17 protein-coding genes are annotated in these 23,795 nt (G+C 72.9%); 12 read left to right on the forward strand and 5 right to left on the reverse strand.

Annotated features, from left to right (window positions below):
* Positions 1 to 29 precede the first annotated feature (29 nt).
* The 4 genes from ABT118_RS24920 to ABT118_RS24935 are packed head-to-tail and all read left to right on the forward strand — an operon-like array spanning position 30 to position 3,659.
* Positions 30 to 1,247, forward strand: coding sequence for a sensor histidine kinase (locus ABT118_RS24920; RefSeq protein ID WP_350672864.1), 1,218 nt, complete (start codon positions 30 to 32; stop codon positions 1,245 to 1,247).
* Positions 1,244 to 1,876, forward strand: a complete 633-nt coding sequence (locus ABT118_RS24925) for a response regulator (protein ID WP_350672866.1) — start codon at positions 1,244 to 1,246, stop codon at positions 1,874 to 1,876. The genes ABT118_RS24920 and ABT118_RS24925 overlap by 4 nt, the downstream gene beginning before the upstream one ends.
* A gap of 56 nt (positions 1,877 to 1,932) precedes the next feature.
* Positions 1,933 to 2,646, forward strand: coding sequence for a TetR/AcrR family transcriptional regulator (locus ABT118_RS24930; RefSeq protein ID WP_350672869.1), 714 nt, complete (start codon positions 1,933 to 1,935; stop codon positions 2,644 to 2,646).
* Positions 2,646 to 3,659: an NAD(P)H-dependent flavin oxidoreductase gene (locus ABT118_RS24935; protein WP_350672873.1), complete on the forward strand. Its 1,014-nt coding sequence runs from the start codon at positions 2,646 to 2,648 to the stop codon at positions 3,657 to 3,659. The genes ABT118_RS24930 and ABT118_RS24935 overlap by 1 nt, the downstream gene beginning before the upstream one ends.
* Here ABT118_RS24935 and ABT118_RS24940 read toward each other — a convergent pair.
* Together ABT118_RS24940 and ABT118_RS24945 are read right to left on the reverse strand one after the other, a co-directional pair.
* Positions 3,638 to 4,036, reverse strand: coding sequence for a MerR family transcriptional regulator (locus ABT118_RS24940; RefSeq protein WP_350672876.1), 399 nt, complete (start codon positions 4,034 to 4,036; stop codon positions 3,638 to 3,640). The two genes, ABT118_RS24935 and ABT118_RS24940, sit on opposite strands and share 22 nt — an antisense overlap.
* Positions 4,037 to 4,094: 58 nt before the next feature.
* Positions 4,095 to 5,531 carry an aminopeptidase P family protein gene (locus ABT118_RS24945; RefSeq protein ID WP_350672878.1) on the reverse strand — a complete coding sequence of 479 codons (1,437 nt, stop codon included), beginning with the start codon at positions 5,529 to 5,531 and terminating at the stop codon, positions 4,095 to 4,097.
* Between the two features lie 268 nt (positions 5,532 to 5,799).
* On the opposite strand from ABT118_RS24945, the gene ABT118_RS24950 reads away from it, so the two are divergent.
* The 7 genes from ABT118_RS24950 (at position 5,800) to ABT118_RS24980 (ending at position 15,974) form a co-directional block, all read left to right on the forward strand.
* Positions 5,800 to 7,536: an ABC transporter substrate-binding protein gene (locus ABT118_RS24950; RefSeq protein WP_350672879.1), complete on the forward strand. Its 1,737-nt coding sequence runs from the start codon at positions 5,800 to 5,802 to the stop codon at positions 7,534 to 7,536.
* A 16-nt stretch (positions 7,537 to 7,552) separates the two neighbouring features.
* Positions 7,553 to 8,542: an ABC transporter permease gene (locus tag ABT118_RS24955; RefSeq protein ID WP_350672882.1), complete on the forward strand. Its 990-nt coding sequence runs from the start codon at positions 7,553 to 7,555 to the stop codon at positions 8,540 to 8,542.
* Entirely contained in the window at positions 8,539 to 9,528 is a 990-nt protein-coding gene (locus ABT118_RS24960; protein WP_350672883.1) for an ABC transporter permease, read from the forward strand. The genes ABT118_RS24955 and ABT118_RS24960 overlap by 4 nt, the downstream gene beginning before the upstream one ends.
* Positions 9,525 to 10,505: an ABC transporter ATP-binding protein gene (locus ABT118_RS24965; RefSeq protein WP_350672886.1), complete on the forward strand. Its 981-nt coding sequence runs from the start codon at positions 9,525 to 9,527 to the stop codon at positions 10,503 to 10,505. The genes ABT118_RS24960 and ABT118_RS24965 overlap by 4 nt, the downstream gene beginning before the upstream one ends.
* Positions 10,502 to 11,482: an ABC transporter ATP-binding protein gene (locus ABT118_RS24970; protein WP_350672888.1), complete on the forward strand. Its 981-nt coding sequence runs from the start codon at positions 10,502 to 10,504 to the stop codon at positions 11,480 to 11,482. The genes ABT118_RS24965 and ABT118_RS24970 overlap by 4 nt, the downstream gene beginning before the upstream one ends.
* A 186-nt stretch (positions 11,483 to 11,668) precedes the next feature.
* Positions 11,669 to 14,032 (forward strand): collagenase, encoded by a 2,364-nt coding sequence (locus tag ABT118_RS24975; RefSeq protein ID WP_350672891.1) that lies wholly within the window; start codon positions 11,669 to 11,671, stop codon positions 14,030 to 14,032.
* 145 nt (positions 14,033 to 14,177) lie between these two features.
* Positions 14,178 to 15,974, forward strand: a complete 1,797-nt coding sequence (locus ABT118_RS24980; RefSeq protein ID WP_350672893.1) for a glycoside hydrolase family 36 protein — start codon at positions 14,178 to 14,180, stop codon at positions 15,972 to 15,974.
* A 190-nt stretch (positions 15,975 to 16,164) separates the two neighbouring features.
* Here the strand turns inward: ABT118_RS24980 and ABT118_RS24985 are convergent, their stop codons facing one another.
* The 3 genes from ABT118_RS24985 to ABT118_RS24995 form a co-directional block, all read right to left on the reverse strand.
* Positions 16,165 to 17,634, reverse strand: coding sequence for a helix-turn-helix domain-containing protein (locus ABT118_RS24985; RefSeq protein ID WP_350672958.1), 1,470 nt, complete (start codon positions 17,632 to 17,634; stop codon positions 16,165 to 16,167).
* Between the two features lie 175 nt (positions 17,635 to 17,809).
* A complete protein-coding gene (locus ABT118_RS24990; RefSeq protein ID WP_350672896.1) occupies positions 17,810 to 20,191 on the reverse strand; it encodes an immune inhibitor A domain-containing protein in 2,382 nt (793 codons plus the stop codon).
* Between the two features lie 247 nt (positions 20,192 to 20,438).
* Positions 20,439 to 22,511 carry a S9 family peptidase gene (locus tag ABT118_RS24995; protein ID WP_350672900.1) on the reverse strand — a complete coding sequence of 691 codons (2,073 nt, stop codon included), beginning with the start codon at positions 22,509 to 22,511 and terminating at the stop codon, positions 20,439 to 20,441.
* Between the two features lie 94 nt (positions 22,512 to 22,605).
* On the opposite strand from ABT118_RS24995, the gene ABT118_RS25000 reads away from it, so the two are divergent.
* Positions 22,606 to 23,775: an aminotransferase class V-fold PLP-dependent enzyme gene (locus tag ABT118_RS25000; protein WP_350672902.1), complete on the forward strand. Its 1,170-nt coding sequence runs from the start codon at positions 22,606 to 22,608 to the stop codon at positions 23,773 to 23,775.
* The last annotated feature ends 20 nt before the right edge of the window (positions 23,776 to 23,795 follow it).

Raw genomic sequence — 23,795 nt, forward strand, 5'->3', positions numbered from 1 at the left:
CGGCCCCGCACCCCGTACTCTCGGAAGGCGTGACCAGTACCGAACCGCCCGGCCACTCCGGGAACACCCCCGCGCTGCGGCTGATGAACCTCGCCCTGCACGGCCTGTTCCTGGCCCTGCTGGTGGTGCTGGTGGCCCGGGGCCTGGCCGACGGCTGGCTCGGGCCCGGCGGGCTGCTGACCGCGATAGTGCTCGCTGCGGCCTACCTGAGCGGCGGCGCGGTCGAGCGGGTGCGCACCACCCGGCTGTGGGCCGGGCTCTGGCTCGGGGCGGTACTGCTGCTCTGGATCGGCCTGACGCTCCAGCACCCCGAGTTCTGCTACCTCGCCTTCCCGCTCTACTTCGTCTGCCTGCACCTGATGCCGGTGCGCTGGGCCGTCCCCGCGGTGGCCGCGCTGACCGTGGTGGTGGTGGCCGCGCAGGCGGGCACCGACGGCGGGCTGACCACGGCGAAGGTGCTCGGCCCGGTCGCGGGCGCGGTGGTCGCGCTGCTCACCGCGTACGGGTACGCCGCGCTGTACCGGGAGAGCCGGGAGCGGCAGCGGCTGATCGACGACCTGGTCCGGGCCCGGGACGAGCTGGCCGCCACCCAGCGCGAGGCGGGCCGGCTGGCGGAGCGTCAGCGGTTGGCCCGGGAGATCCACGACACCCTGGCGCAGGGGCTGTCCAGCATCGTGCTGCTGGCCCGCTCGGCCGAGTCCGCGGTGGCGGCCGATCCGGACGCCGCCCGGGAGCGGATCGCCGAGGTCGGGCGGACGGCCTCGGCCAATCTGGCGGAGGCCCGCCGCTTCGTGCAGGCGCTCACCCCGCCCGCGCTGGACGACGTGACGCTGACCGAGGCGCTGCGCCGGGTGGCGGACGGGCGGGGCGTGGTGTTCCACCTGGACGGCGAGCCGTACCCGCTGCCGGTGGAGGCGGAGGTCGCGCTGCTGCGGCTGACCCAGGAGGCGCTGGCCAACGCGGCCCGGCACGCCCGGGCCGAGGCGGTGGCCGTGACGCTGACCTACCTGGACGACGAGGTGACGCTGGACGTCTTCGACGACGGGGTGGGCTTCGACCCGAAGGCGCTGCCCTCGGGTGACGGGCCGAGGTTCGGCCTGCACGGGATGCGGGAGCGGATCGCGGCGCTGGGCGGCCGGCTGACGGTGGAGTCGGCGCCCGGCGAGGGGACGGTGGTGGCGGTCTCGCTGCCGCTGCGGACGATCGAGACGGCCGAGGCCGTGCTGACGGAGGCGGGAGCGCAGTGATCCGGGTGCTGTTGGTGGACGACCACCCGGTGGTGCGGCGCGGGCTGCGCGCGATGGTGGACGAGCTGCCCGAGCTGGAGGCGGTGGGGGAGGCCGCCGACGGGGCGGAGGCGCTGCGGGTGCTGGAGGGCCTCGCGCAGCGTCCCGACGTGGTGCTGATGGACCTTCAGATGGGCACCGGCATGCACGGGGTCGAGGCCACCCGCCGGATCACCGCACTGCCCGACCCGCCGGCCGTGCTGATCCTCACCACCTACAGCACCGACGCCGACATCCTGGCGGCGGTGGAGGCCGGGGCGACCGGCTACCTGCTGAAGGACGCGCCGCCGGAGGAGCTCGCGGCAGCGGTGCTGGCCACCGCCCGGGGCGAGACGGTGCTGGCGCCGCCGGTCGCGGCCCGGCTGCTGGGGCGGGTGCGGGCCGGGCGGCCGACGCTGTCGCCGCGCGAGGCCGAGATCCTCCAACTGCTGGCGCTCGGGCTGGCCAACAAGCAGATCTCCAAGCGGCTGTTCATCAGCGAGGCGACGGTCAAGACGCACCTGGTGCACATCTACGACAAGCTCGGCGTGGACAGCCGGACGGCGGCCATCGCCTCCGGGTTGACCAGCGGGCTGATCCGGCCGTCCTGATCCCTCCCGCCGCGACCGGCGGGTACCCGCCGGTACCGCTGTGCGATGATCACCAGGTGTCAGGTACCGCGTTCCCCAGGCCCCGGGTGGGGCGGCCGCGTGCCGCCGGGCCGTCGAGCAGCGAACTGTCGCCCCGGGAACAGGTGTTGGCGGCCGCCGCCGAGCTGTTCACCCGGAACGGGTACGCCGCGACCACCACCAGGGCGGTGGCCGAGCTGGCGGGCCTGCGGCAGGCGTCGATGTACCACTACTTCGCCCGCAAGGAGGACCTGCTCGCCACCCTGCTGGAGAGCACGGTCGAGCCCTCGCTGGCCTTCGCCCGCACCCTGCTCGACGACCCCGGGGCCGATCCGGCCGCCGCGCTGTGGGCGCTGGCCAGGTACGACTCCGCGCTGCTCTTCGGCGGTCTCTACAATCTCGGCGCGCTGTACCAGCTGCCCGAGGTCAGGGGCGAGCGGTTCGCCGAGTTCCGCCGGGCCAGGGCGGAACTGCGCTCCGCCTACCGCGAGTTGCTCACCCGGATGGGCCCGGTCCCGGAGCTGGAGCTGCGCACCGACCTGCTGGTCGGCCTGCTGGAGGGCGGCGTGGCCGCCACCCGGGAGGACCCGGACCGGACCGCCGCCGAGGTGGCCCCGGCGGTCGCCGACGCGGCGCTGCGGCTGGCCGGCTGCCCCGCCGAGCGGATCGCCGCCGCCCGTACCGACGCTGCCCGTACCGACGCCGTCCGTGGCGCCACCGCCCGTACCGACGAACTCCGCGAGGTGTCCTGATGCAGTTGCCGGTGGTGGTGGCCGCGCCGATGGCCGGGGGCGCGTCCACGCCCGCGCTGGTCGCGGCGGTGAACGAGGGCGGCGGGCTCGGCTTCCTGCCCGCCGGGTACCTGTCGGCGGACGCGCTGGCAGCGCGGATCGGGGCGGTCCGGCAGCTGACGGGACGTCCGTTCGGGGTGAACCTCTTCGTGCCGGACGTACCGGCCGACCGGGCGCTGGTCGACGCCTACCGGGAGCGGCTGCGGCCGGAGGCCGAGCGGCACGGGGTGGAGCTGCCGGAGCGGATCGCGCCGGACCGGGACGACTGGGACGCCAAGGTCGAGGCACTGCTGGCCGATCCGGTGCCGGTGCTCTCGTACACCTTCGGGCTGCCCTCGCCCGCCGAGGCCGCCGCCTTCCGTGCGGTCGGCACCCTGCAGATCGGGACGGTGACCACGCCGGCCGAGGCCAGGGCGGCGACGGAGGCCGGGATGGACGCGCTCTGCGTGCAGGGCCCGGAGGCGGGCGGCCACCGGGGCACGCACCGGCAGGCGGCAGTGCCCGACGGCCGCCCGTTGCCCGAACTGCTCGGCGCCGTCCGGGCGGTGACCCCGCTGCCGCTGATCGCCGCCGGCGGGCTGGCGGACGGCGCGGCGATCGCGGCCGTGCTGCGGGCGGGCGCGGTCGGCGCCCAGCTCGGCACGGCGTACCTGCGCACCGACGAGTCCGAGGCCGACCCGCGCTACCAGCAGGCCCTGGCCGCCCACCGGGGCGGCACCACCGTGACCCGCGCCTTCACCGGTCGACCGGCCCGGGGCCTGCGCAACGCCTTCATCGACCGCTACGAGCCGGACGCCCCGGTCGGCTACCCCGAGGTGCACCACCTCACCCGGCCGCTGCGCGCCGCCGCCACCCGCCGGGGCGACCTGGAAGCGATGCACCTCTGGGCCGGCACCGCCCACCGCCTGGCCCGCACCGGGTCGGCGGCCGGGCTGACGGAGGAGCTGCTGGCTCAGGCCAGCGCGTCCCGGTAGTACGCGATCTTGTGCCGGATCACCTGCTGGCGCTCGCGCAGGGTGGCGATCTGCACCTCCACCTGGTCGTCGTGCGCGGCCAGCAGCGCCAGCCGGGCGCCGAAGGTCCCGTCCCCGGACCGGACCAGCTCGGCGAAGTGCAGCATCTCCGAGATCGGCATCCCGGTGTCCCGCAGGCACCGGAGCACCCCGAGCCAGGCCAGGTCCTCGGAGCTGAACCGCCGGTGCCCGCTCACCGACCGCTGCACGTTCCCCAGCAGCCCGATCTTCTCGTAGTACCGCAGGGTGTCCAGGCTGAAGCCGGACTCCTCGACCGCCTGAGCGGGCGTCAGAAACGTGGCAGCGGGGGCCGTGGCGGCAGCGGGGGCGTTGGTCATGCGGCCATCATCGCGCCTGGCGGGACGGGCCGGACAGGCCCGTCCCGCTGACCGGACGTCAGCCCAGCAGGGTGCCCATCCACTCCTCGATGCCCGCGACGGTGCGGGGGAGGGCGCCGGACATCAGGCGGGCGCCGTCGGAGGTGATGACCAGGTCGTCCTCGATCCGGACGCCGATGCCACGGAGCTCGGCCGGCAGGGTCTCGTCGTCGGGCTGGAGGTAGAGGCCGGGCTCGACGGTGAGCACCTGGCCCTCCTCCAGCACGCCGTCGAGGTAGGTCTCGGCCCGGGCCTTGGCGCAGTCGTGCACGTCGAGGCCGAGCATGTGGCCGCTGGAGCAGAGGGTGTAGCGGCGGAACAGGCCGCTGTCCTCCTGGAGCGCCTCCTCGGCGGAGATCTTGAGGACGCCCCAGTCGGCCAGGCCCTCGGCGATCACCCGCATGCCGGCCCGGTGGAAGTCGCGGAAGCTGGCGCCGGGGCGAAGGGTGGCGATGCCGGCGTCCTGGGCGGCCAGCACCAGCTCGTAGACCTGCCGCTGGACCGGCGAGAAGGTGCCGCCGAGCGGGAGGGTGCGGGTGATGTCGGCGGTGTAGAGCGAGTCGGTCTCCACACCGGCGTCGAGCAGCAGCAGCTTGGACGGGTCGAGCGCGCCGTCGTTGCGGATCCAGTGCAGCACGCAGGCGTGCGCACCGGAGGCGACGATGGTGTCGTAGCCGGTGCCGTTGCCCTCGGCCCGGGCCCGGAGGTTGAAGGTGCCCTCCAGCCAGCGCTCGCCCCGGCCGTGCCGCAGGGCGGCGGGCAGGGCGCGGACCACGTCCTCGAAGCCGGCCGAGGTGAGGTCGACGGAGAGCTGGAGCTGGTCCACCTCCCAGGCGTCCTTGACCAGGCGCAGCTCGGAGAGGGTGGTGGCGAGCTGCGAGTCGGCGGACAGCAGGGCGTCCAGCAGCGGGTCGACCCCGCCGAGCAGCCGGGTGGCGGGCTGAGTGCCCGTCAGCAGCTTCTCCAGGTCGTCCAGGTGGGCGGTGCGGATGCCGGTGAGCTGCTCGGCCTCGGCCAGGTCGGGGCGGCGGCCGACCCAGAACTCGCCGTAGCGGCGGTCGCGGAAGAACTCGGACCCGTACGGGCTGCCGCCGCCGCGCGGTGAGCGCGGGCGCAGGTAGAGCACCGGCTCGCCGTTGGGCTCGACCACCAGGACGTGGCCGACCTGCTCCTCGCCGGTCAGCCCGGTCAGCCAGGCGTACGCGCTGTGCGGGCGGAAGCGGTAGTCGCAGTCGTTGCTGCGCACCTTCAGCTGCCCGGCCGGGACGATCAGCCGCTCGCCGGGGAAGGCGGCGGCGAGCCGGGCCCGGCGGGCCGGCATCGAGGCGTAGCCGGGCACCCGGTCGCCCGCGGGCAGCGGGGTGGTGGCCCAGCCGGTGCCCATGAAGGCGTCCAGGGCGGCGGAGACGGGCAGGTCGTGGCTGCCGGTGTTGAGCGGGCGGGGGTCGGTGGTCACGGCTGCGACTCCTTCGGCGGTGCGGGGGAGGGTGGTCTGTCCGGTTTGCGGGGTGTTGACGACCTTGCGACGGACGGGAGTTGGGGCCACTGCCGGACACAGCTCGGTAACGGGTGGCTCCATCTCTTGCCAGTGCAATTTCACATTACTATGTTACGGGTCACACCTTGGAGCGGCTAGACCTCAGCGGTCGCCCTCTCGGTGGCCCCGGATCAGCCCCGGGGCGAACCAAGGCCGCAACTGCGGCCTCCCACCCCGGAGTTGCACTATGACCAGGCGTACCCATGCCGCCCTCGCGACAGCGATCGCGGCAGCACTCACCCTCGGCCTCGGGGCCTGTTCCAGCACCGGCGGGAGCGGCGACGACTCCACCCAGGGCGGTGTCACCACCGAGGGCAACGGCATCATCGGCGGGACGCCCGTCAAGGGCGGCACCCTGACCCTGCTGTCGAACACCGACTTCGACCACCTGGACCCGACCCGCAGCTGGACCATGCCGGTCATGGACTTCGGGGTCCGCACCCTCTACCGCACCCTGACCACCTTCAAGGCGGCCCCGGGTGCCGAGGGCCTCAAGATCGAGCCCGACCTGGCCACCGACCTCGGCCAGTCCAGCGACGGCGGCAAGACCTGGACCTTCAAGCTGAAGGACGGCCTCAAGTACGAGGACGGCACGCCGATCGTCTCCGACGACATCAAGTACAACGTCGAGCGGTCCTACTCGCCCGAGCTGCCCGGCGGCCCGGACTACGCCCGCACCTACCTGGTCGCCCCGGCCGACTACAAGGGCCCGCTGGCCGGCCAGCGCCTGGGCAAGGAGTCGATCGAGGTCCCGGACGACAAGACCATCGTCTTCCACCTCCAGCGCCCGGTGGCCGAGTTCGGCTACACCGTCACGCTGCCGACCTTCGCACCGGTGCCGAAGGCGAAGGAGGCCGGGGCCAACTACGACAACCACCCGGTCTCCTCCGGCCCGTACAAGATCGAGAGCTATGACCGCGGCAAGCGGATGGTGCTGGTCCGCAACACCTTCTGGGACCCGAAGAGCGACTCGGTCCGCAAGGCCTACCCGGACAAGATCGTGGTGGACCAGACCCTCAAGGGCACCGGTGTGGCCGAGCGCCTGATCGCCGACCAGGCCGAGGACCAGAGCGCGATCTCCTACGTCGACCTGGTGCCCTCCAAGATCAGCGAGGTGCTGACCAACCCTGAGCTGAAGAAGCGGCTGATCTCGGAGAACGCGGGCTGCACCACCAAGCTCGACATGAACAACACCAAGGCGCCGTTCGACAACGCCAAGGTCCGCCTGGCGATGCAGTACGCGGTCGACAAGGAGGCCTTCGCGGCCGCGATGGGCGGCCCGGCCTTCACCGACGTGGCCACCACGTACCTGCCGCCGGTGCTGACCGAGGGCGCGCCGGTCGACCACTTCCTGATCAAGCCGGGCGGTGACACCGCGAAGGCCAAGGCGCTGCTGGCCGAGGCCGGCTTCCCGAACGGCTTCGCCACCGAGCTGGTCACCTCCACCGGTGGCAAGCAGCAGGCGGAGGCGCTCCAGGCCGCGCTGAAGAAGGCCGGCGTGGAGGTCACCATCACCACGGTCGACCCGACCGCGGTCAACTCGATCACCGGTGACAAGACCAAGCAGCCCGGCCTCTCGGTCGGCGGCTGGTGCCCCGACTACCCGTCGGCCGCCACCTTCCTGCCGATGATCTTCGACGGCCGCACCATCAAGGACAAGGGCAACCAGGGCAACGTCACCCGGTTCAACGACCCGGAGACCATCGCCGACCTGGACCGGATCGCCGCGATGGCCGACGTCAAGCAGGCCAACAAGGCGTGGCTGGAGCTGGACGGCAAGATCATGGACAAGTCGCCGGCCGTGCCGCTGGTCTGGGCCAAGAAGCCGCTGCTGGTCGGTTCCAACATCGCCGGCGCCTTCGCCCACCCCGTCTGGGCGGGTCAGCTCGACTACGCCGTCATCGGCCTCAAGGCCGCGAAGTAAGTCGGGAGTACCTGCCATGACCGCCCCGCTCTCTCCGGCCGAGGCCGGGGGAGCGGGGGCGGCGGCCAGTCCCGCTGCCCCCGTCTCCACCGCCGACCGCCGGCAACAACCCGCCTCCCCCTGGCGGTTGGCCTGGCACCGGCTGCGCCGCCAGAAGGCCGCACTCACGGGCCTCGGCATCATCGTCTTCTTCCTCCTGGCCGCCCTGCTGGCCCCGGTGCTCACCGCGATCAGCGGCACGGGCCCGGCGGACACCGACAAGAAGGCCATCAACTCCTACCTCGGCGGCCTGCCCAAGGGCAGCTTCGGCGGGATGAGCCCCGAGCACTGGCTCGGCGTCGAGCCGATGCTCGGCCGGGACATCTTCGCCCGCCTGCTGTACGGCGCCCAGATCAGCCTGCTGGTCGCCTTCTCCGCGGCGATCATGATCACCCTGATCGGGGTGACCCTGGGCATCCTGGCCGGCTACTTCGGCGGCCGGATCGACTCGCTGATCTCCCGGTTCATGGACGTCATGATGTCCTTCCCCAGCCTGATCTTCATGATCGCGCTGCTCTCGGTGGCCCGGGACGTCAACCGCGTCCTGCTGCTGGTCATCGTGATGGGCGTGTTCAGCTGGCCGTACGTGGCCCGGGTGATCCGGGCCCAGACGCTCTCGCTCAAGCACCGCGAGTACGTCGAGGCGGCCCGCGCCAGCGGCACCCGCAGCGGCCGGATCCTGCTGACCGAGATCCTGCCCAACCTGTCCGGCACGATCATCGTCTACGTCACGCTGGCGATCCCGGGCCTGATCGGCACCGAGGCCGCGCTGACCTTCCTCGGCGTCGGTGTCCGACCCCCGACGCCGTCCTGGGGCCAGATGATCGCCGACTCGGTGCTCTACTACAAGGTCGACCCGATGTTCTTCATCCTGCCGAGCGCCTGCCTGTTCCTGGTGGTCCTGGGCTTCACCCTGCTCGGTGACGCGCTGCGCGACGCCCTCGACCCGAAGGGCGGCAAGTCGTGATCGGGTTCCTGATCCGCCGTCTGATCGGCATCGCCCTCACCCTGGTGGTGGTCTGCGCGCTGACCTTCGCGGTGTTCTACCTCTTCCCCGCCGACCCGGCGGCCCAGTTCTGCGGCAAGGACTGCTCGACCGAGCGGGTCGAGATGGTCCGTCAGCAGCTCGGCCTGGACGACTCGATCGTGATCCAGTTCGGCCGCTACCTGGTCGGCATCTTCGCCGGCCAGACCCTGGGCAGCGGCCAGTACGCGGTCGAGTGCGGCTTCCCCTGCTTCGGCTACTCGTTCCAGAGCGCCCAGCCGGTCTGGGACCTGATGATGGACCGGTTCCCGGTCAGTGCCTCGCTCGCGCTCGGCGCGGCGGTCTGCTGGCTGGTGCTCGGCCTGTCGGCCGGCGTGGTCTCCGCGCTGCGGCGGAACACCTGGGTGGACCGCACGGTCATGATCGGCACCATCGGCATCGCCGCGCTGCCGGTCTACTTCACCGCGATGATGCTGCTCTACCTGGTGGTCACCGTGCTCGGCCTGATGCCGCTGCCCCGGTACATCGCCTTCGGCGAGGACCCGGTCGGCTGGATCCGCAACCTGGTGCTGCCCTGGATCACCCTGTCCCTGCTGTTCGCCGCGCTCTACGCCCGGATGACCCGCAACTCGGTGATCGAGACCATGGAGGAGCCGTACGTCCGCACCGCCCGGGCCAAGGGCCTGCGCGAGCGGCGGGTGGTCGCCAAGCACGGGCTGCGGCCCGCGCTGACCCCGGTCGCCACCATGCTCGGGATGGACCTCGGCGGGCTGCTGGCCGGCGCGCTGATCACCGAGTCGCTGTTCAGCCTCCCCGGTGTCGGCAAGCTCTTCGCGGACTCGCTGAACAAGTCCGACCAACCGGTGATCATGGGCGTCACACTGCTGGCCTCCTTCTTCATCGTGACCTCCAACCTGGTGGTGGACCTGGTCTACGCCTGGATCGACCCGAGGGCGAGGCTGGCGTGAGTACGCTGCTCGAAGTCACCGATCTCCACGTCGAGTTCAACACCGCCGAGGGCGTGGTCGAGGCGGTCAAGGGCGTCGACTTCACGGTCGAGCGCGGCCGGACGCTGGGCATCGTCGGCGAGTCCGGCTCCGGCAAGTCGGTCACCTCGCTGGCCGTGATGGGCCTGCACCGGAGTGCCAGGGTCACCGGATCGGTCCGGTTCGACGGCACCGAGCTGCTCGGCGCCCCGGACGAGACCGTCCGCAAGCTGCGCGGCCGCCGGATGGCGATGGTCTTCCAGGACGCGCTGACCTCGCTGCACCCGTACTTCACCATCGGCGACCAGATCGCCGAGGCGTACCGGGAGCACAACGGCGGTACCCGCAAGGCCGCCTGGGCCCGCGCGGTCGAGGTGCTCGGCGACGTCGGCATCCCCGAGCCGGCCCGCCGGGCGAGCGAGCACCCGCACCAGTTCTCCGGCGGGATGCGCCAGCGCGCCATGATCGCGCTCGCGCTCTCCTGCGAGCCGGACCTGATCATCGCGGACGAGCCCACCACCGCCCTGGACGTCACCGTCCAGGCCCAGGTGCTGGAACTGCTGATGAAGCTCCAGCAGGACCGCGGCCTCGGCATCGTGATGATCACCCACGACCTCGGGGTGATCGCCCGGGTGGCCGACGAGGTGCTGGTCATGTACGGCGGCTCGGCCGCCGAACAGGCCTCCGCCGACACGCTGTTCGCCACCCCCAGGCACCCGTACACCCGGGGGCTGCTGGACTCGCTGCCCCGGGTGGACGCGGTCGAGGGGGAGAGCCTGCGCTCGATCCCCGGCAGCCCGCCCTCGCTGCTCGCCCCGCCGGCCGGCTGCGCCTTCCACCCGCGCTGCCCGGTCTACGCCGCGAAGCCCAGTGAACTCTGCACCGGGGAGCGCCCCTTGCTCCGCCTGGTGGCGGAGGGGCACCGCAACGCCTGCCGACTCGACGGAGTGACGTCATGACCACCGAACCGCTGCTCACCGTCGAGGGCCTCGGCATGACCTTCCCGGGGCCCCGCTCCGGCCTCGGCCGCCGGGCCGGGGTCAGGGCGGTCGACGACGTCAGCTTCGACGTCCGCCCCGGCGAGACGCTCGGCCTGGTCGGCGAGTCCGGCTGCGGGAAGTCCACCACCGGGCGGATGCTGGTCCGGCTGCTCGACCCGACGGCCGGTCAGGTCGCCTTCAAGGGCAAGGACATCACCCGCACCACGCAGCGCGAACTGCGGCCGCTGCGGCGCAAGTTCCAGATGATCTTCCAGGACCCGTTCGCCTCGCTCAACCCGCGGCAGACGGTCCAGCAGATCATCGCCGCACCGCTGCGGGCCCAGGACACCCCGACCGCGGAGCTCAACCGCGAGGTCAGGGACCTGATCCGACTGGTCGGCCTCGCCCCGGAGCACCTGGACCGCTACCCGCACCAGTTCTCCGGCGGTCAGGCCCAGCGGATCGGCATCGCCCGCGCCCTGGCCACCCGCCCCGAGCTGGTGGTCGCGGACGAGCCGGTCTCCGCCCTGGACGTCTCCATCCAGGCCCAGATCGTCGGCCTGATGGAGCGGCTGCAGCGCGAACTCGGCGTGGCCTACGTCTTCATCGCCCACGACCTGGCCGTGGTGAAGCACATCAGCCACCGGGTCGCGGTGATGTACCTCGGCCGGATCGTGGAGATCGGCGACAAGCACGAGGTGTACGCCAACCCGGCGCACCCGTACACCAAGGCACTGCTCTCCGCCGTCCCGCTGCCGGACCCGGCCGCCGAACGCGCCCGGGAGCGGATCGTGCTGCTCGGTGACCCGCCGAGCCCGGCCAACCCGCCGAGCGGCTGCACCTTCCACCCCCGGTGCCCGAAGGCGCAGCAGATCTGCCGCACCGAGCGGCCGCTGCTCCAGCTCACCACGGCGGGCGGTGCCCGCCAGGCCGCCTGCCACTTCCCCGAGGCCTGACCTCCCCGTCACCCTCGACCCGCGCCGCCGCCGCGCACCCTCGACCGGTGGCGGCGGCGCGTACCACCCCGCGTACCACCCCCGCACGTACCACCCCCGCACGTACCACCCCTGCACGCAGCACTGCTTCACGCACCGCCCCCACGCGATGCGCCCCCACGTCTCCACCCCCTCTGGAGAAGAACCATGGCAACTCCCCGTACCGCACGCCGAGTCCTGCTCGCCGCCGTGCTGACCGCCTCGCTCGCGCTGCCCGCCGTGCAGACCGTGCAGGCCGTCGCCCAGACCCCGGTGGCCGGCCCTGCGGCCAAGGCCACCGCTCCCGCGCCGACGGTGCCCACCGGCTACGACGAGGTGGACCGCCTCGGCGACGCGGTCGCCCGCACCGGCACCGCGGCCCCCGCCCCCGGCGGCGGCTCGCTCGGCTCGGGCCACGTCCCCGGCATGCTGCCGGACCGGGTCGGCGCCCCGGCCCCGACCGCCACCGAACTCGCCGCGAGCGGCAGCGCCGCCACCACCGCGGCCGGCGTGCCGTGCACGGTGGACGGGATGGCCGGCTTGAGCCCGAACGGGCTCGCCGACTTCCTGACCGACCCGGCCGTCACCGTGGACGGCTGCCTGAAGAGCTTCCTGTGGACCTGGGACGCCCGGTACAACACCACCATGGACGACGCCCACGTCCAGGCCGTGGCCCGGCGGATCACCCAGCTCTCGGCCGCCGACAACGGCACCGGCGCCGCCCACCTCTACGAGCTGTGGACCTTCCTGCACGCCACCGTCTACTTCGACTGGACCCAGGGCGGCATCGACGTCACCGACGCCGCCACGCTGGCCGCGATCCAGCAGGCCGTCACCGCGTACGGGAACAGCCCGCACGCCTTCGACGACACCGAGCTCGCCGGTGTGACGATCCGTGAGATGACCACCACCGCCGGCTCGGTGGGCCTGCGGCAGAACAACCTCGGCCTGGCCAAGCGGATCCTGGCCAAGTTCGCCCCCGGCACCCGGATCGCCGACAGCTGGGGCTGGGGCACGGCCGGCCTGGCCGCGCTCAACCTCAACTTCCTCGGGGTGGGCAACCAGGACCCGGCCTTCCTGCCGCAGGTCGTCGCCGACCCCTCCTACCGGGCCGCCTTCAAGGTCTTCGCGGGCTACGCCCACCTGAAGGGCACCCAGAACGAGTGGATGGCCCGGGACGGCGTCGGCGAGTACGGCCGGTTCGGCCAGATCGCCGGGCTGCGGGCCGGCATCACCGCCGAGATCGGCGGCCTGCTGGCCACCACCAAGGCAGCCTTCGGCGAGTACTCCGGCCCCTGGATCAAGGTGGTGGGCTGGGCCAACACCTTCGGGAACTGTGCCGAGTTCGGGGTCTGCACCGACAAGATCGAGGCGAAGCTCTTCCCGTACACCTACAGCTACGACAACGGCGCCGTCGCGGTCAGGACCGCACTCGACCGGGCCACCGTGGACCAGATGTACTACGCCTCCAAGCAGGTGAAGACCCAGTTCTTCCGGGTGCTCGGCACCGATGTCCCGCTCGCCGGGGACACCAACGCCACCCTCAACATCCACCTGTACGCGACGCGTTCGGACTACGAGGTGTACCACCCGCTGCTGACCGGGATGGCCACCAACAACGGCGGCATCTACATCGAGCGCGGCGCCACCTTCTACACCTACCAGCGCACCCCGGCGGAGTCGTACCTGACGCTGGAGGAGCTGTTCCGGCACGAGTACACCCACTACCTCAACGGCCGCTGGGCCACCCCGGGTTACTTCGGCGAGGCGCGCTGGTACGCCAAGGACCTGACCACCGCGATGGACGAGGGCACCGCCGAGTTCTTCGACGGCTCGACCCGCGACCAGGGCGTCAAGGTCCGCAGGTCGCTGGTGGCCAAGCTGGCCAGCGACGAGGCGGCCGGCATCCCGCGGCTCACCGTGGACCAGCTGCTGCACGCGAGCTACGACGACACCCCGGCGTTCCACTTCTACAACTACGCCGGGACGTTCTACGAGTTCCTCTGGGCCGAGCACCCCGCCCGGCTGCGCGAGATGTACGGCTACCTGCGGGCCGACGACCCGGCCGGCTTCGACGCCTGGCGCACCCGCACCGGCGCGGACCGGGGCCTGCAGGCCGAGTACAACGCCTTCCTGGACGCGCAGATCGCGAAGGCCGGCAGCCTGTACGTGCCCAGCACCTCGTACACCGCCAACGGGGCGCTCAGGTTCGCCTACCCCGCCGAGGTGCAGTCCGCGATCGCCGCCGCCACCCAGAACACCCCCAACTGCAAGGACAACGGGGACTGGGCCAACAAGCCGATGCGCTTCGTCTGCACCGGCGCCATCACCGCCAACCTCGCCGACGCGGGCAACCCCGACCGGGTGTTCAAGGACATGTCCTACACGGTCGACTACTTCCTGCTGACCCGGACCAAGGGCGTCGCCAACAACCTGGACGACATGAACTGCTGGTTCGGGCCGGTCAACGTCTGGCCCGGCGGCAAGGCCGGCACCTCCGACTACACCTGCGAGGGTCCGCTCCGCAGGTGATCCATGCCCCTGGTCGGACGCGGCGGGGAACCGTAACGGCGGGCCGCGTCCGACCAGGTCCCACAACGCCCGTGCGGGGCAACCGTCCAACCGCTTCCGCGGTTGTCCCGCACGGGTTCCGACATGTTCAGAAAGGCCACCCCTCGTGACCACAGCCCCGCTCAGCTGGGACGGCAGCGCCCACCCCTCCGGACGGACCGAGACCGCGTGCGCGGTGGAGACCGGACTCGACCTGGCGGGCCTGCGGGTCAGAGCCACCGCCGTCGGCGCCGCCGACCTCGCGGTCCGGGTCACCCCGCAGGAGGTGCCGGGGGTGCTGCTGATCGAGGTCAGCCCCGGGGACCCCACCGACGAGGCACCGGTCCGGGCCCGGGTGGAGTGGCGGCTGCCGTGCACCGGCGCCACCGGCTACTGGACCCCGGGCACCGGCACCCGCTGGCTGCCGCCGTCCTGGGCGCTGCCCCGGATCGCCGCGCTGCCCAAGGGGGCGCCGGTCGGCAGCCTGGTCGGCACGGCCGACGCCGCGCTCTGCACCTTCGCGGTCGGCGAGACCGTCCGGCCCGTCTCGATCGGCGAAGGCGCGGTCGAGGAGACCGGCGAGTTCAGCTGGTGGGTCGAGCACGAGGGCGGCACGCTGCGGCTGCTGCTCGACCTGAGCGGGCGTCACTTCGCCGACACGGTCCGGGGCGCGGCCGACTGGTGGGGCGCCTCGCAGCCGCTGTCGGTGGTGCCGGACAGCGCCTTCGAACCGGTCTTCTGCACCTGGTACGCGCTGCACCTGGCGATGACCGCCACCGAGGTGGAGAAGCTGGCCGAGCTGGCCGCCCCGCTCGGCTTCGGCGCACTGATCGTGGACGACGGCTGGCAGACCGACGAGAACGGCCGCTCCTACGCCACCACCGGCGACTGGCAGCCCGCCCCGGTCGGCTTCCCGGACTTCGCCGAGCACGTCGCGCGGGTGCGCGCGCTCGGCCTCAACTACCTGCTCTGGCACGCCCTGCCGTTCGCCGGCGACCGCAGCGCGGCGATCGGCACGCTGGCCGAGCACGCGCTGGCCCACCTGCCGGCGCTGGAGACGTACGTGCTCGACCCGCGCAGCCCGGTGGTCCGGGCGCACCAGGTCGAGCGGCTCGCGGCGGCGGTGGAGCAGCACGGCGTCGACGGTCTGAAGATCGACTTCATCGACACCTTCCTGCGCGAGCCCACCACCGCCTCCCCGGACCCGGACTGCACCGAGGTGGCCGAGGGCGTCCGCCGCCTGCTGGCCGAACTCGACGCCCGGCTCCGCGCGGTGCGGCCCGAGGTGCTGATCGAGCATCGGCAGCAGTACATGGGCCCCGGCCTGTGGCCGTACGCGACCATGGTCCGGGCCACCGACTGCCCGCACAACGCCACCGAGAACCGCACCCGCACCGCCGATCTCCGGCTCACCGCAGGCCCGTTGGCGGTCCACGCCGACCCGCTGACCTGGCACCCGGACGAGGCGCCCGCGCAGATCGCGGTGCTGCTGCTCTCGGTGCTGTTCGCCACCCCGCAGGTCTCGGTCGACCTGGCCGCGCAGGGCCCGGGCCAGCTCGCCGCGCTGCGGTTCTGGCTCGCCGTCATGGCCGAGCACCGGGACCTGCTCCAGCGCTCCGAGTTCCGCCCGCACCGGCCCGAGCTGGCCTACCCGCTGATCGAGTCCCGCCGGGGCGGCGCCCGGGCGTTCGGCCGCTACGCGCCGGTGCCGGTCGCGGTGGCGGGGGAGTGGGACCTGCTGCTGCTCGGCAACGCCGACCCCGACACGCTGGTCCGGCTGACCTTCGACCGGCCCCCGGGCCGGCTCACGGTCCTGGTCCAGGACGCCATGGGCGGCACCGTCGCCGAGGCCGCCCCGAACGTGGAGGGGCTCGAACTCTCCCTGCACGTCCCGCTCGGCGGTCTGCTGACGCTCCGTCGCTGACCGCGGGCCCGTCGCCCACCGGGCGGAGGACCGTGGAGGAGTCCGCCCGGTGAGCACCCCTGTGCACCGGGCGGGGCCGACGGAGTGATCCGTGGCAGCGGGCCCCGCCCGGTGAGCTCGGCACCGACTCTAGGCGGGGTCCGCCGGTGCGCGGTACCGCACGACTGCACGGTCCCGGGCCGCCCGGGGCTCAGCCGTGCACGGGCGGCAGCTCGCCGAGGGCGGTGAAGGCGAGGACGACCTCGTACACGCCGCCACCGCCGGAGAGCAGTTGACGCTGCAGCAGGCGCTCGGCCGCGCGCAGGTGGTCGCGGACGGTCTGCGGGTGCAGGTCCAGGGCGGTGGCGGTGAGGTCCACCCCGCAGTTCGCCCGGAGCCAGCCGAGCAGGGTCCGCCGGAGCTCCCGGCCGTCCTCGGACAGCCGGTCGAGCAGCGTCCCGGCCCACTCGACCGAGGGCGGCGCGGTCAGCACCTCGACCAGTGCCTCGGTCAGCACCTCGGCCGGCACCTCGACCGGCGGCACCGGGGCTGCGGCGGCACCGTCCCGGCCGGCCATCCGCAGCGCCAGGTGCAGCACCGCCCGCTCGCGCACCCCGGTCAGATCCAGGCCGAGCAGGTCGCCCGCACGGTCCAGCCGGGCCCGGACGGTGTTGCGGCTGATACCGATGATCTTCGCGGCGCTGGTGGCGGGGAACTCCAGGCCCAGGTGCAGAGTGCCGAGCAACTGGTCCCGACCGCTCAGCGGCAGTGCGTGCAGCGGACGGAGCAGGGCATCCGCCCAGGCCGCCGCCGCCCGGGGGTCGAGCACCTCGGCGAGCCGGCTCTCCGCCGCGTACAGGGCGGCCCGCCCGGGCTGGAGCCGGGCCACGGCCAGCGCCCGGGTGGCGTCGCCGTAGCACCCGGCGGTCTGCGCGAGCGGCAGCCGGCCGCTGCCACCGAGGAAGCGGTCCGGCCGGTCGGCCACGAAGTCGCGCAGGGCCAGGCCGACCCGGTCCCAGCCGTCCTCGGTGACCGGGCCGCGCAGCGGGGCGACCACGATCAGGTGCTGGTCGTACGCCGGGCAGCGCACCACCAGAGCCTGCCCCGCCGTGGCCTCGGTGCACCGCAGGGCCAGCTCGTCCCGCTCGGCCGCCGGGCCCTCCAGCACGTAGACCCGCTGCTGCTCGGCGTCCAGCAGCCCGGCCGTCAGGCCCTCGGAGGTGCGCTGGGCCAGCGTCACCTCACCGCCCATCAGCAGTTGGAAGACCGCGACCCGCAGCGCCGCCGCCACCGTCCGCAGCCGTTCCCGGTCGGCGGCGGCCGCCCGGAGCTCGACCAGCGACCCGATCAGGTCCACCGCAGCGGTGACCAGGGCGCCGGCCCGTCCGTCGAACGGCTCCGAACGGGCCACGGTCAGGACGGCGTACGGCGGTTCGGGCCCGATCGCGGTCAGCCGCAGGTGCCGCGAACCGTCCTGCAACGCGGCCGAACGCAGCCGCCCCGCCGTGAGCTGTTCGGCCGTCTCGGCGGCCTCCGGCGGCAGTCGGGCCCCGCCCGGGGTGCCGGTCAGCTGCGCCGTACCGCCGACCGCGCCGCCCAGCCAGTCGAGCAGGCGCTCCAGGCGCCGGTCCACCGGCCCGGAGCCCCGCAGGTGGCTCAACAGCCGGGTGACCTCCTGCACCGTGAGCAAGACCGTACCTCCCTCGCCGACCTGCCTCGACCTGTGCCTGCCTCGGCCTGTGCCCGCATCGACCTGCGTGTGCGTCGACCCGTGCTGACCTGCATCGATCGTACGCGGGCAGGCCGCAGCCCCGGCCCGCAGGGGTGCGCGGACCGGGGCTGCTGCTGACGGTGGATCAGGAGGCGGGGCCGACCTTGATGGTGGTCAGCTTGCCGCCCTGGGTCTCCCGGACGACCTCGATCTTGGTGTTGGTGTTCGGGACGGCCACGCCCAGCTGCGGGATGGCCGGGTCGGAGTAGACCCCGGTGCGGTCGTTGAAGACCGGGATGCCGGGCTTCGCCGGGTACTTGGTCGCCACACCCGCGCTGTGCAGGGTGAAGGCCGAGGTGGGGTTGCGCGAGAAGGTCGCGTCGTGGCTCTGCGCCCGGCCGTTGACCAGCACGCCGCCCTTGAACTTCATCGCCTGCGGACGGGAGTCGATCGGCAGGATCAGGCCGCCGCCCAGGTGGTCCTTGGTGTTGTTGTCCAGGTAGCTGGTGTCCCAGAGCCAGATCAGCACACCCTCCTGGTACGGGTAGTTGTCGATCACGCCGGCCTTGCCCTCGACACCGCTGTACCCGAAGTTGTACGGGCCGGTCTGCAGGTAGGCGCCGTAGCCGACGTAGCGGCGGTTCTCCACCAGGTACGCGCGCGGGTGCTCCTTGACCGAGTCCTTGCCCTTGAGCGGGGTGAAGCCGTTCAGCACCCAGCCCTGGTTGCCGTTCTCCGCGCCGTCCTCGAGCAGGGTGGCACCGCCGGCGGTGATCTTGACGGCGTCGATCAGGACGCCCTTGCCGTGGGTGTTGTTGTCCGAGGTGACGTGGAAGCGCAGCTGCACGGTCTGGCCGAGGTAGGCGTCCAGCGGGATGTTCAGCTGCCGCCAGGCGTTGGAAGTGCCGCTCAGGCCGGGGGTGTTGGCGGTGGTGTTGCCGATCGGCGCACCGTCCACCGTGCCGCCCAGGGCCTTCCAGGTCTTGCCGTTGTCGGCGCTGGCCTCGACCGAGAGGAAGTCGTAGTCCTGCTCGATGTCGTACCAGGTGGCCGCCGAGATCGCGGCCGAGCCGGTGCGACCGGTCAGGTCCACCGTCCGGGTCAGCGAGTTGTCGATCGAGTCACCGGTGCCGCTGTACCACTGCGAGGCGCCCTGGAAGGGGTCGGCCAGCGTGGTGGTCTTGGTGGTCGGCGGCAGGTGCACCAGCACGGCCTGGGCCTGGTCGGTGTTGTAGCCGCTGACGCCGAGCGCGTGGCTGGACCGGGTCGCGGCCTGCGCCTCGTCGTAGTTGAGCCAGCCGAACTGCAGCTTGCTCCAGGCGTCCAGGTCGCCCGGGTACTCACCGGTGGTGTTCTTGCCCCGGCCCAGGTAGGAGGCGGAGGACATCAGCGACCAGAAGCTGACGCTGTTGTCGCCGCCCGAGGTCGGGTAGAGGTCCGGCAGGCCGAGGTTGTGGCCGTACTCGTGCGAGAACAGGCCGACGCCGCTGTTCTCGCCGCCCTGCACGTAGTCGTAGGCGAAGACGCCGGTGTCGCCGACCGGCGCACCGCCGATCTTGTTGCCCTGCGGACCGACCTGGCCGGTCGGGTCCGGGAGGGCCCAACTGCGGTGCGCCCACATCGCGTCGGCGCCCTGGGCGCCGCCGCCCCAGGTCTCGTCCACGCCCGCGTGCACGACGACCAGGTTGTCGATGTAGCCGTCCGGCTCGTCGAAGTTCCCGTCCTTGTCGAAGTCGTAGCGGTCGTGCACGTCGTACTGCTTGATCTCGGCCTTGACGGCCTCCGCGGTACGGCCCTTCGCCAGCTCGCCGTCGTACCAGGCCTTGGTGGCGTCCCGGATGAACTCCTGCGCCTGGGTCCAGGCGCCGTTGCCCTGCGGGCCCTTGTTGCTGCCGTAACGCGCCTCGTTGTACGGCAGGGTCACCCAGTCGGTGACGGTGCCTTCGAGGTCGTACCGGCCGGACGACTGGGTGCGGTAGAAGTTCCGCATCGAGTTGGCGCCGGCCTTGTCGTCGAAGAACATCTGCTGGTAGTAGGCACGACTGAAGTCGTTCTTCCAGAAGGTGTGGGTGTCGCTGCCGTCGGGCTTGGGTATCGCGTTGTGCTTCGGCCCGGCGGTGCCCGCGTAGCGCGGAACGCCGTTGTACAGCGTCGAGTTGTCGACCTGGTCGCCGAACTGGGCCAGGATCACGAAGACCTTGTCCTTGCGCTCCTGGGCGAGCTGGACGTAGTCGTTGCCGATCTTGACCTTCTTGGGCGCGGTGCCCGCCGAAGTCTTGGCCAGCGAACCCTGGTTGAGCTGCTCCAGGGCCTTGGTGCGGAGCGCCTGCCGGGTCTTCTCCTGCGGCGCCAGCGGCCCCTCGGGGGCCTCCTTGCCCTCCGGGCCCACCTGGGCCTCGGCCGGGGCGTCCGTGGACTGCAGTGCGGGGGAGGGCTTGGGGGCGGCGTAGGCGTTGCCACTCAGCAGGGTGGCGGCTATCGCACTGGTGGTCAGGGCAGCCGTGACGGCTGCGGACAGTCTGCGCAACTGACCGGTCCTTTCCGGACGGGGGTGGTCGGGTGAGCGAGGGTAATATTTCACATGTCATCCATCACATGGAAGGCCCAGGGAGAACCGATGTGGCCGCCAACTCCCTTTCGCCGCAGTGGCTTGTCGGCCTGCGGCGACATCGGAGCGGGTCGGGGGGCGGGGAGATCCGTCTCGTCCCGCCCGCGGTGGAAGTGCCCGAGGCCCGGCGCCAGGTGCGGACGCCGGGCCTCGGAGTGTTCGGGCGTCAGCCCAGGGAGCCGCGCAGGAAGGCGAGCTCGGCCTCGGTGATCTGCTCGTTGACGCCGTCGGGCGTCATGTGGCTGACGCCGGGCAGCGGCAGCACCGAGTGCGCCCGGCCGGCCCGGGTCAGGGCCTGCGAGAGCAGCAGGGTGTGCGAGGGGTGCACGTTGTCGTCGGCCAGGCCGTGGATGAGCAGCAGTGGCCGGGTGAGTGACGGCGCGTCGGCGATCAGCGCGTCGGCCGCGTAGCCCTCGGGGTTGTCCTGCGGGAGGCCGAGGTAGCGCTCGGTGTAGGCGGTGTCGTAGTGCCGGAAGTCGGTGGGCGGGGCGCCCGCGCAGGCGGCGTGGAAGACGTCCGGGCGGCGCAGCACCGCGAGGGCGGCGAAGTACCCGCCGTAGGACCAGCCCCGGACGCCGACCCGGGTGAGGTCCAGATCGGGGTGGGTGTCGGCGAGGGCGTGCAGGGCGGCGACCTGGTCGTCCAGGGCGACGGCGGAGAACCGCCGGAAGATCGCCCGGGCGAACGAGGGCGAGACGAACGGGGTGCCCCGGTTGTCGGTGGTGACGACCGCGAAGCCCTGGTCGGCCCACCACTGGCGGACCTGCCAGCGGCGCGGCTCGTTGGCGACGGCCTGGTAGCCGGGGCCGCCGTAGACGTCGAGCAGGACGGGCAGCCGGCGGCCGGTGACGTGGCCGCGCGGGTACACCACGGCGGTGGGCAGGCCGAGTTCGGTGACCCGGGCCAGCTGCGGGGCGACCTGGTACGGCAGCGGGGTTGCGTGGTCCGGCAGCGGGACCACCTCGCCCCGGAAGTGCAGCACGCGGGAGAGGCCGGCCGGTGTGGCCGAGGTGAGCAGCAGGGTCTCCCCGGCGCTGACGGCGGAGTGCACCCCGGGGCCGGAGCTGAGCCGCTCCAGCTCGCCGCTGTCCGGGTCGAGCAGGAAGACGTGCTGGTCGGCCGGGTCGTCCTGGCCCGCCTCGATCAGCAGCCGCCCCTGCAGCCGGCCGACCACCCGGCGGACCTGGGTGCGCTCGTCGGTGAGGATCTTCCCGTCCAGCGCGACGCCCCGGGCATCGCCGGTCGGGGTGTCGGCGGCGGTGAGCAGCCGTCCGTCGTCCAGCCGGGCCGGGGTGCCGGGCAGGTCGTCCACCCAGAACTCGTCGACGGTGCACGAGAGTTCACGGGTGGCGCCGGTGGCCGGGTCGGCGCTGAGCAGCAGCACGGTCTGCTGCAGCCGGTCGGCGACGGTGAGCAGCAGCTCGCCGTCGCCCTCCCAGCCGGCCGCGCAGACGTACGGGAAGGCGGTGGTGTCCCAGTCCAGCCGGACCCGGGTGCCGTCCAGGCCGAGCACCCAGAGCTGGAGGTCGACGTTGGGGCCGCCCGCCTGCGGATAGGCGAAGCTCTCGGCGGGCAGCTCCGGGCGGGCCGGGTCGGCGAAGTGGCGGAGCGGGAGGGCGGATTCGTCGATCCGGGTGGCCAGCAGGGCGCGGCCGTCCGGTGACCACCAGTGGCCCCGGGTGCGGCCGAGCTCCTCGGCGGCGGCGAACTCGGCCACGCCCCAGACGGCGCCGTCGGCCGGGCTGAACGGCCCGACCCGGTCGGTCAGGTGCAGGGCGCCGCCGGTGACGTACGCGACCAGTGCACCGTCGTGGGCCGGTCGGGGGTCGAACGCGGGCCCGGCGACCGGGAGTTCGGTGCTGGCGCCGGTGGCGGTGCTGCTGCGGAAGAGCCGGCCGTCGAGGGCGAAGACCGCGACCGAGAGGTCGGCGGTGGCGGCGAAGGAGCCGATGCCCGGGGCCCAGAGCCGGAGCCGTTCGCGCAGGCGGCGCTCCAGCGCGGGCAGGTCGGCGGGGTCACCGGTCCGGCCGGGGAGCAGCGTCGCGGGGTCGGCGACCAGGCGCTCCTGCCGGGTCTCCAGGTCGAGCAGCCAGAGCCGCTCCACCGGGTCCTCGGGGCCGGTGGAGCGCAGGTAGAGCAGGCGGGAGCCGTCGGCGGCGAGGGTGGCGGCGCGGGGTGCGCCGTAGCCGAACCGGCCGGTGCGGGCGCTCAGGGCGAGGAAGGGATCGGTGTGGGTCACGGGCCGATGGTTGCCCCGGGCGGGGGAGTTCGGCTAGAAGTATGCAGTGTGAAATGTCACACATCATGAGTACCAGCATTGATCAGGGGACCCGATGAGCATCGAACCGCCACACCAACTCCCGGGCACCGGCTCGCTGTTCACCCTCGATCCGGCGGTGGCGCACCTCAACCACGGCTCGTACGGCGCGGTGCCGCTGCCCGTCCAGCGGGTCCAGGCCCGGCTGCGGGCCGAGCAGGAGCTGGACCCGGACGGCTTCTTCCACGAGCTCCCGGACCGGATCGCCCGGGCCAGGGCCCGGATCACCACCGCACTCGGCGGCCGGGCCGACCGGCTCGCCCTGGTCACCAACGTCACCGAGGGCATCGCGGTGGTGCTGGACTCGCTGCCGCTGGCGGCGGGTGAGGAGGTCCTGGTCACGGACCACGGCTACGGCGTGGTCACCAGGGCGGCCGAGCGGCGGGCGGCGGAGTGCGGTGCCCGGGTCAGGACGGTCCGGCTCTCGGTCCACACGCCCGACCAGAAGGCGGTCCGGGAGCGGATCCTGGCCGCGGTGGACGACCGGACCAGGGTCGCCGTGCTGGACCTGGTCAGCTCGCCGACCGCCCGGCAGATCGCCGATCCGGTCCTGCTCGCCGAGCTGGGCGCGCGCGGCGTGATCACCGTGGTGGACGCCGCGCACGCACCCGGCATGCTGCCGGTCGACCTGGGCGAGCAGGCGGGCGGAGCCGACTTCTGGATCGGCAACCTGCACAAGTGGGCCTTCGCCCCCCGGGCCGGGGCGGTGCTCGCGGTGCACGGGGCCTGGCGTTCGCGGGTCCGGCCGCTGATGTTCTCCTGGGAGCACGACCGGGGCTTCCCCGGCCGGGTGGAGTGGCGCGGCACCTGCGACTACACGCCCTGGCTGGCCGCACCGGCCGGGTTCGGGCTGCTGGAGCAGCTCGGGGTGGAGCGGGTCAGGGTGCACAACGAGGCCCTGGCGGCTTACGGGCAGCAGCAGTTGGTGGAGCGGGCCGGGCTGCGCGAGCTGCCGTCGATGCCCGGTCTGGCGATGCGGGCGGTCCGGCTGCCCCCGGGCTGCGCGGAGAGCGAGCACACCGCCAAGGCCATGATGGTGGCGATCCGGCGGCGGCTGGCCACCCGGGTGGCGATCCGGCCGTGGTCCGGCGGCGGGGTGCTGCGGATCAGCGCGCAGGTCTACAACCGGCCGGAGGAGTACCGCGCGCTGGCCGCCGGGATCGGCGAGCTGATCGGCGGCCGCTGAGCCGGGGGCGCTTGATGCAG

It is taken from the genome of Kitasatospora sp. NPDC002040 (genome assembly GCF_040296785.1).
Taxonomy (GTDB): Bacteria; Actinomycetota; Actinomycetes; order Streptomycetales; family Streptomycetaceae; genus Kitasatospora.

Coding starts and splice junctions, on each gene's coding strand:
- ABT118_RS24935 (WP_350672873.1), top strand. CDS start 2,646: ATGCAGTTGCCGGTGGTGGTGGCCGCGCCGATGGCCGGGGGCGCGTCC.
- ABT118_RS24955 (WP_350672882.1), top strand. CDS start 7,553: ATGACCGCCCCGCTCTCTCCGGCCGAGGCCGGGGGAGCGGGGGCGGCG.
- ABT118_RS25000 (WP_350672902.1), top strand. CDS start 22,606: ATGAGCATCGAACCGCCACACCAACTCCCGGGCACCGGCTCGCTGTTC.
- ABT118_RS24940 (WP_350672876.1), bottom strand. CDS start 4,036: ATGACCAACGCCCCCGCTGCCGCCACGGCCCCCGCTGCCACGTTTCTG.
- ABT118_RS24950 (WP_350672879.1), top strand. CDS start 5,800: ATGACCAGGCGTACCCATGCCGCCCTCGCGACAGCGATCGCGGCAGCA.
- ABT118_RS24975 (WP_350672891.1), top strand. CDS start 11,669: ATGGCAACTCCCCGTACCGCACGCCGAGTCCTGCTCGCCGCCGTGCTG.
- ABT118_RS24970 (WP_350672888.1), top strand. CDS start 10,502: ATGACCACCGAACCGCTGCTCACCGTCGAGGGCCTCGGCATGACCTTC.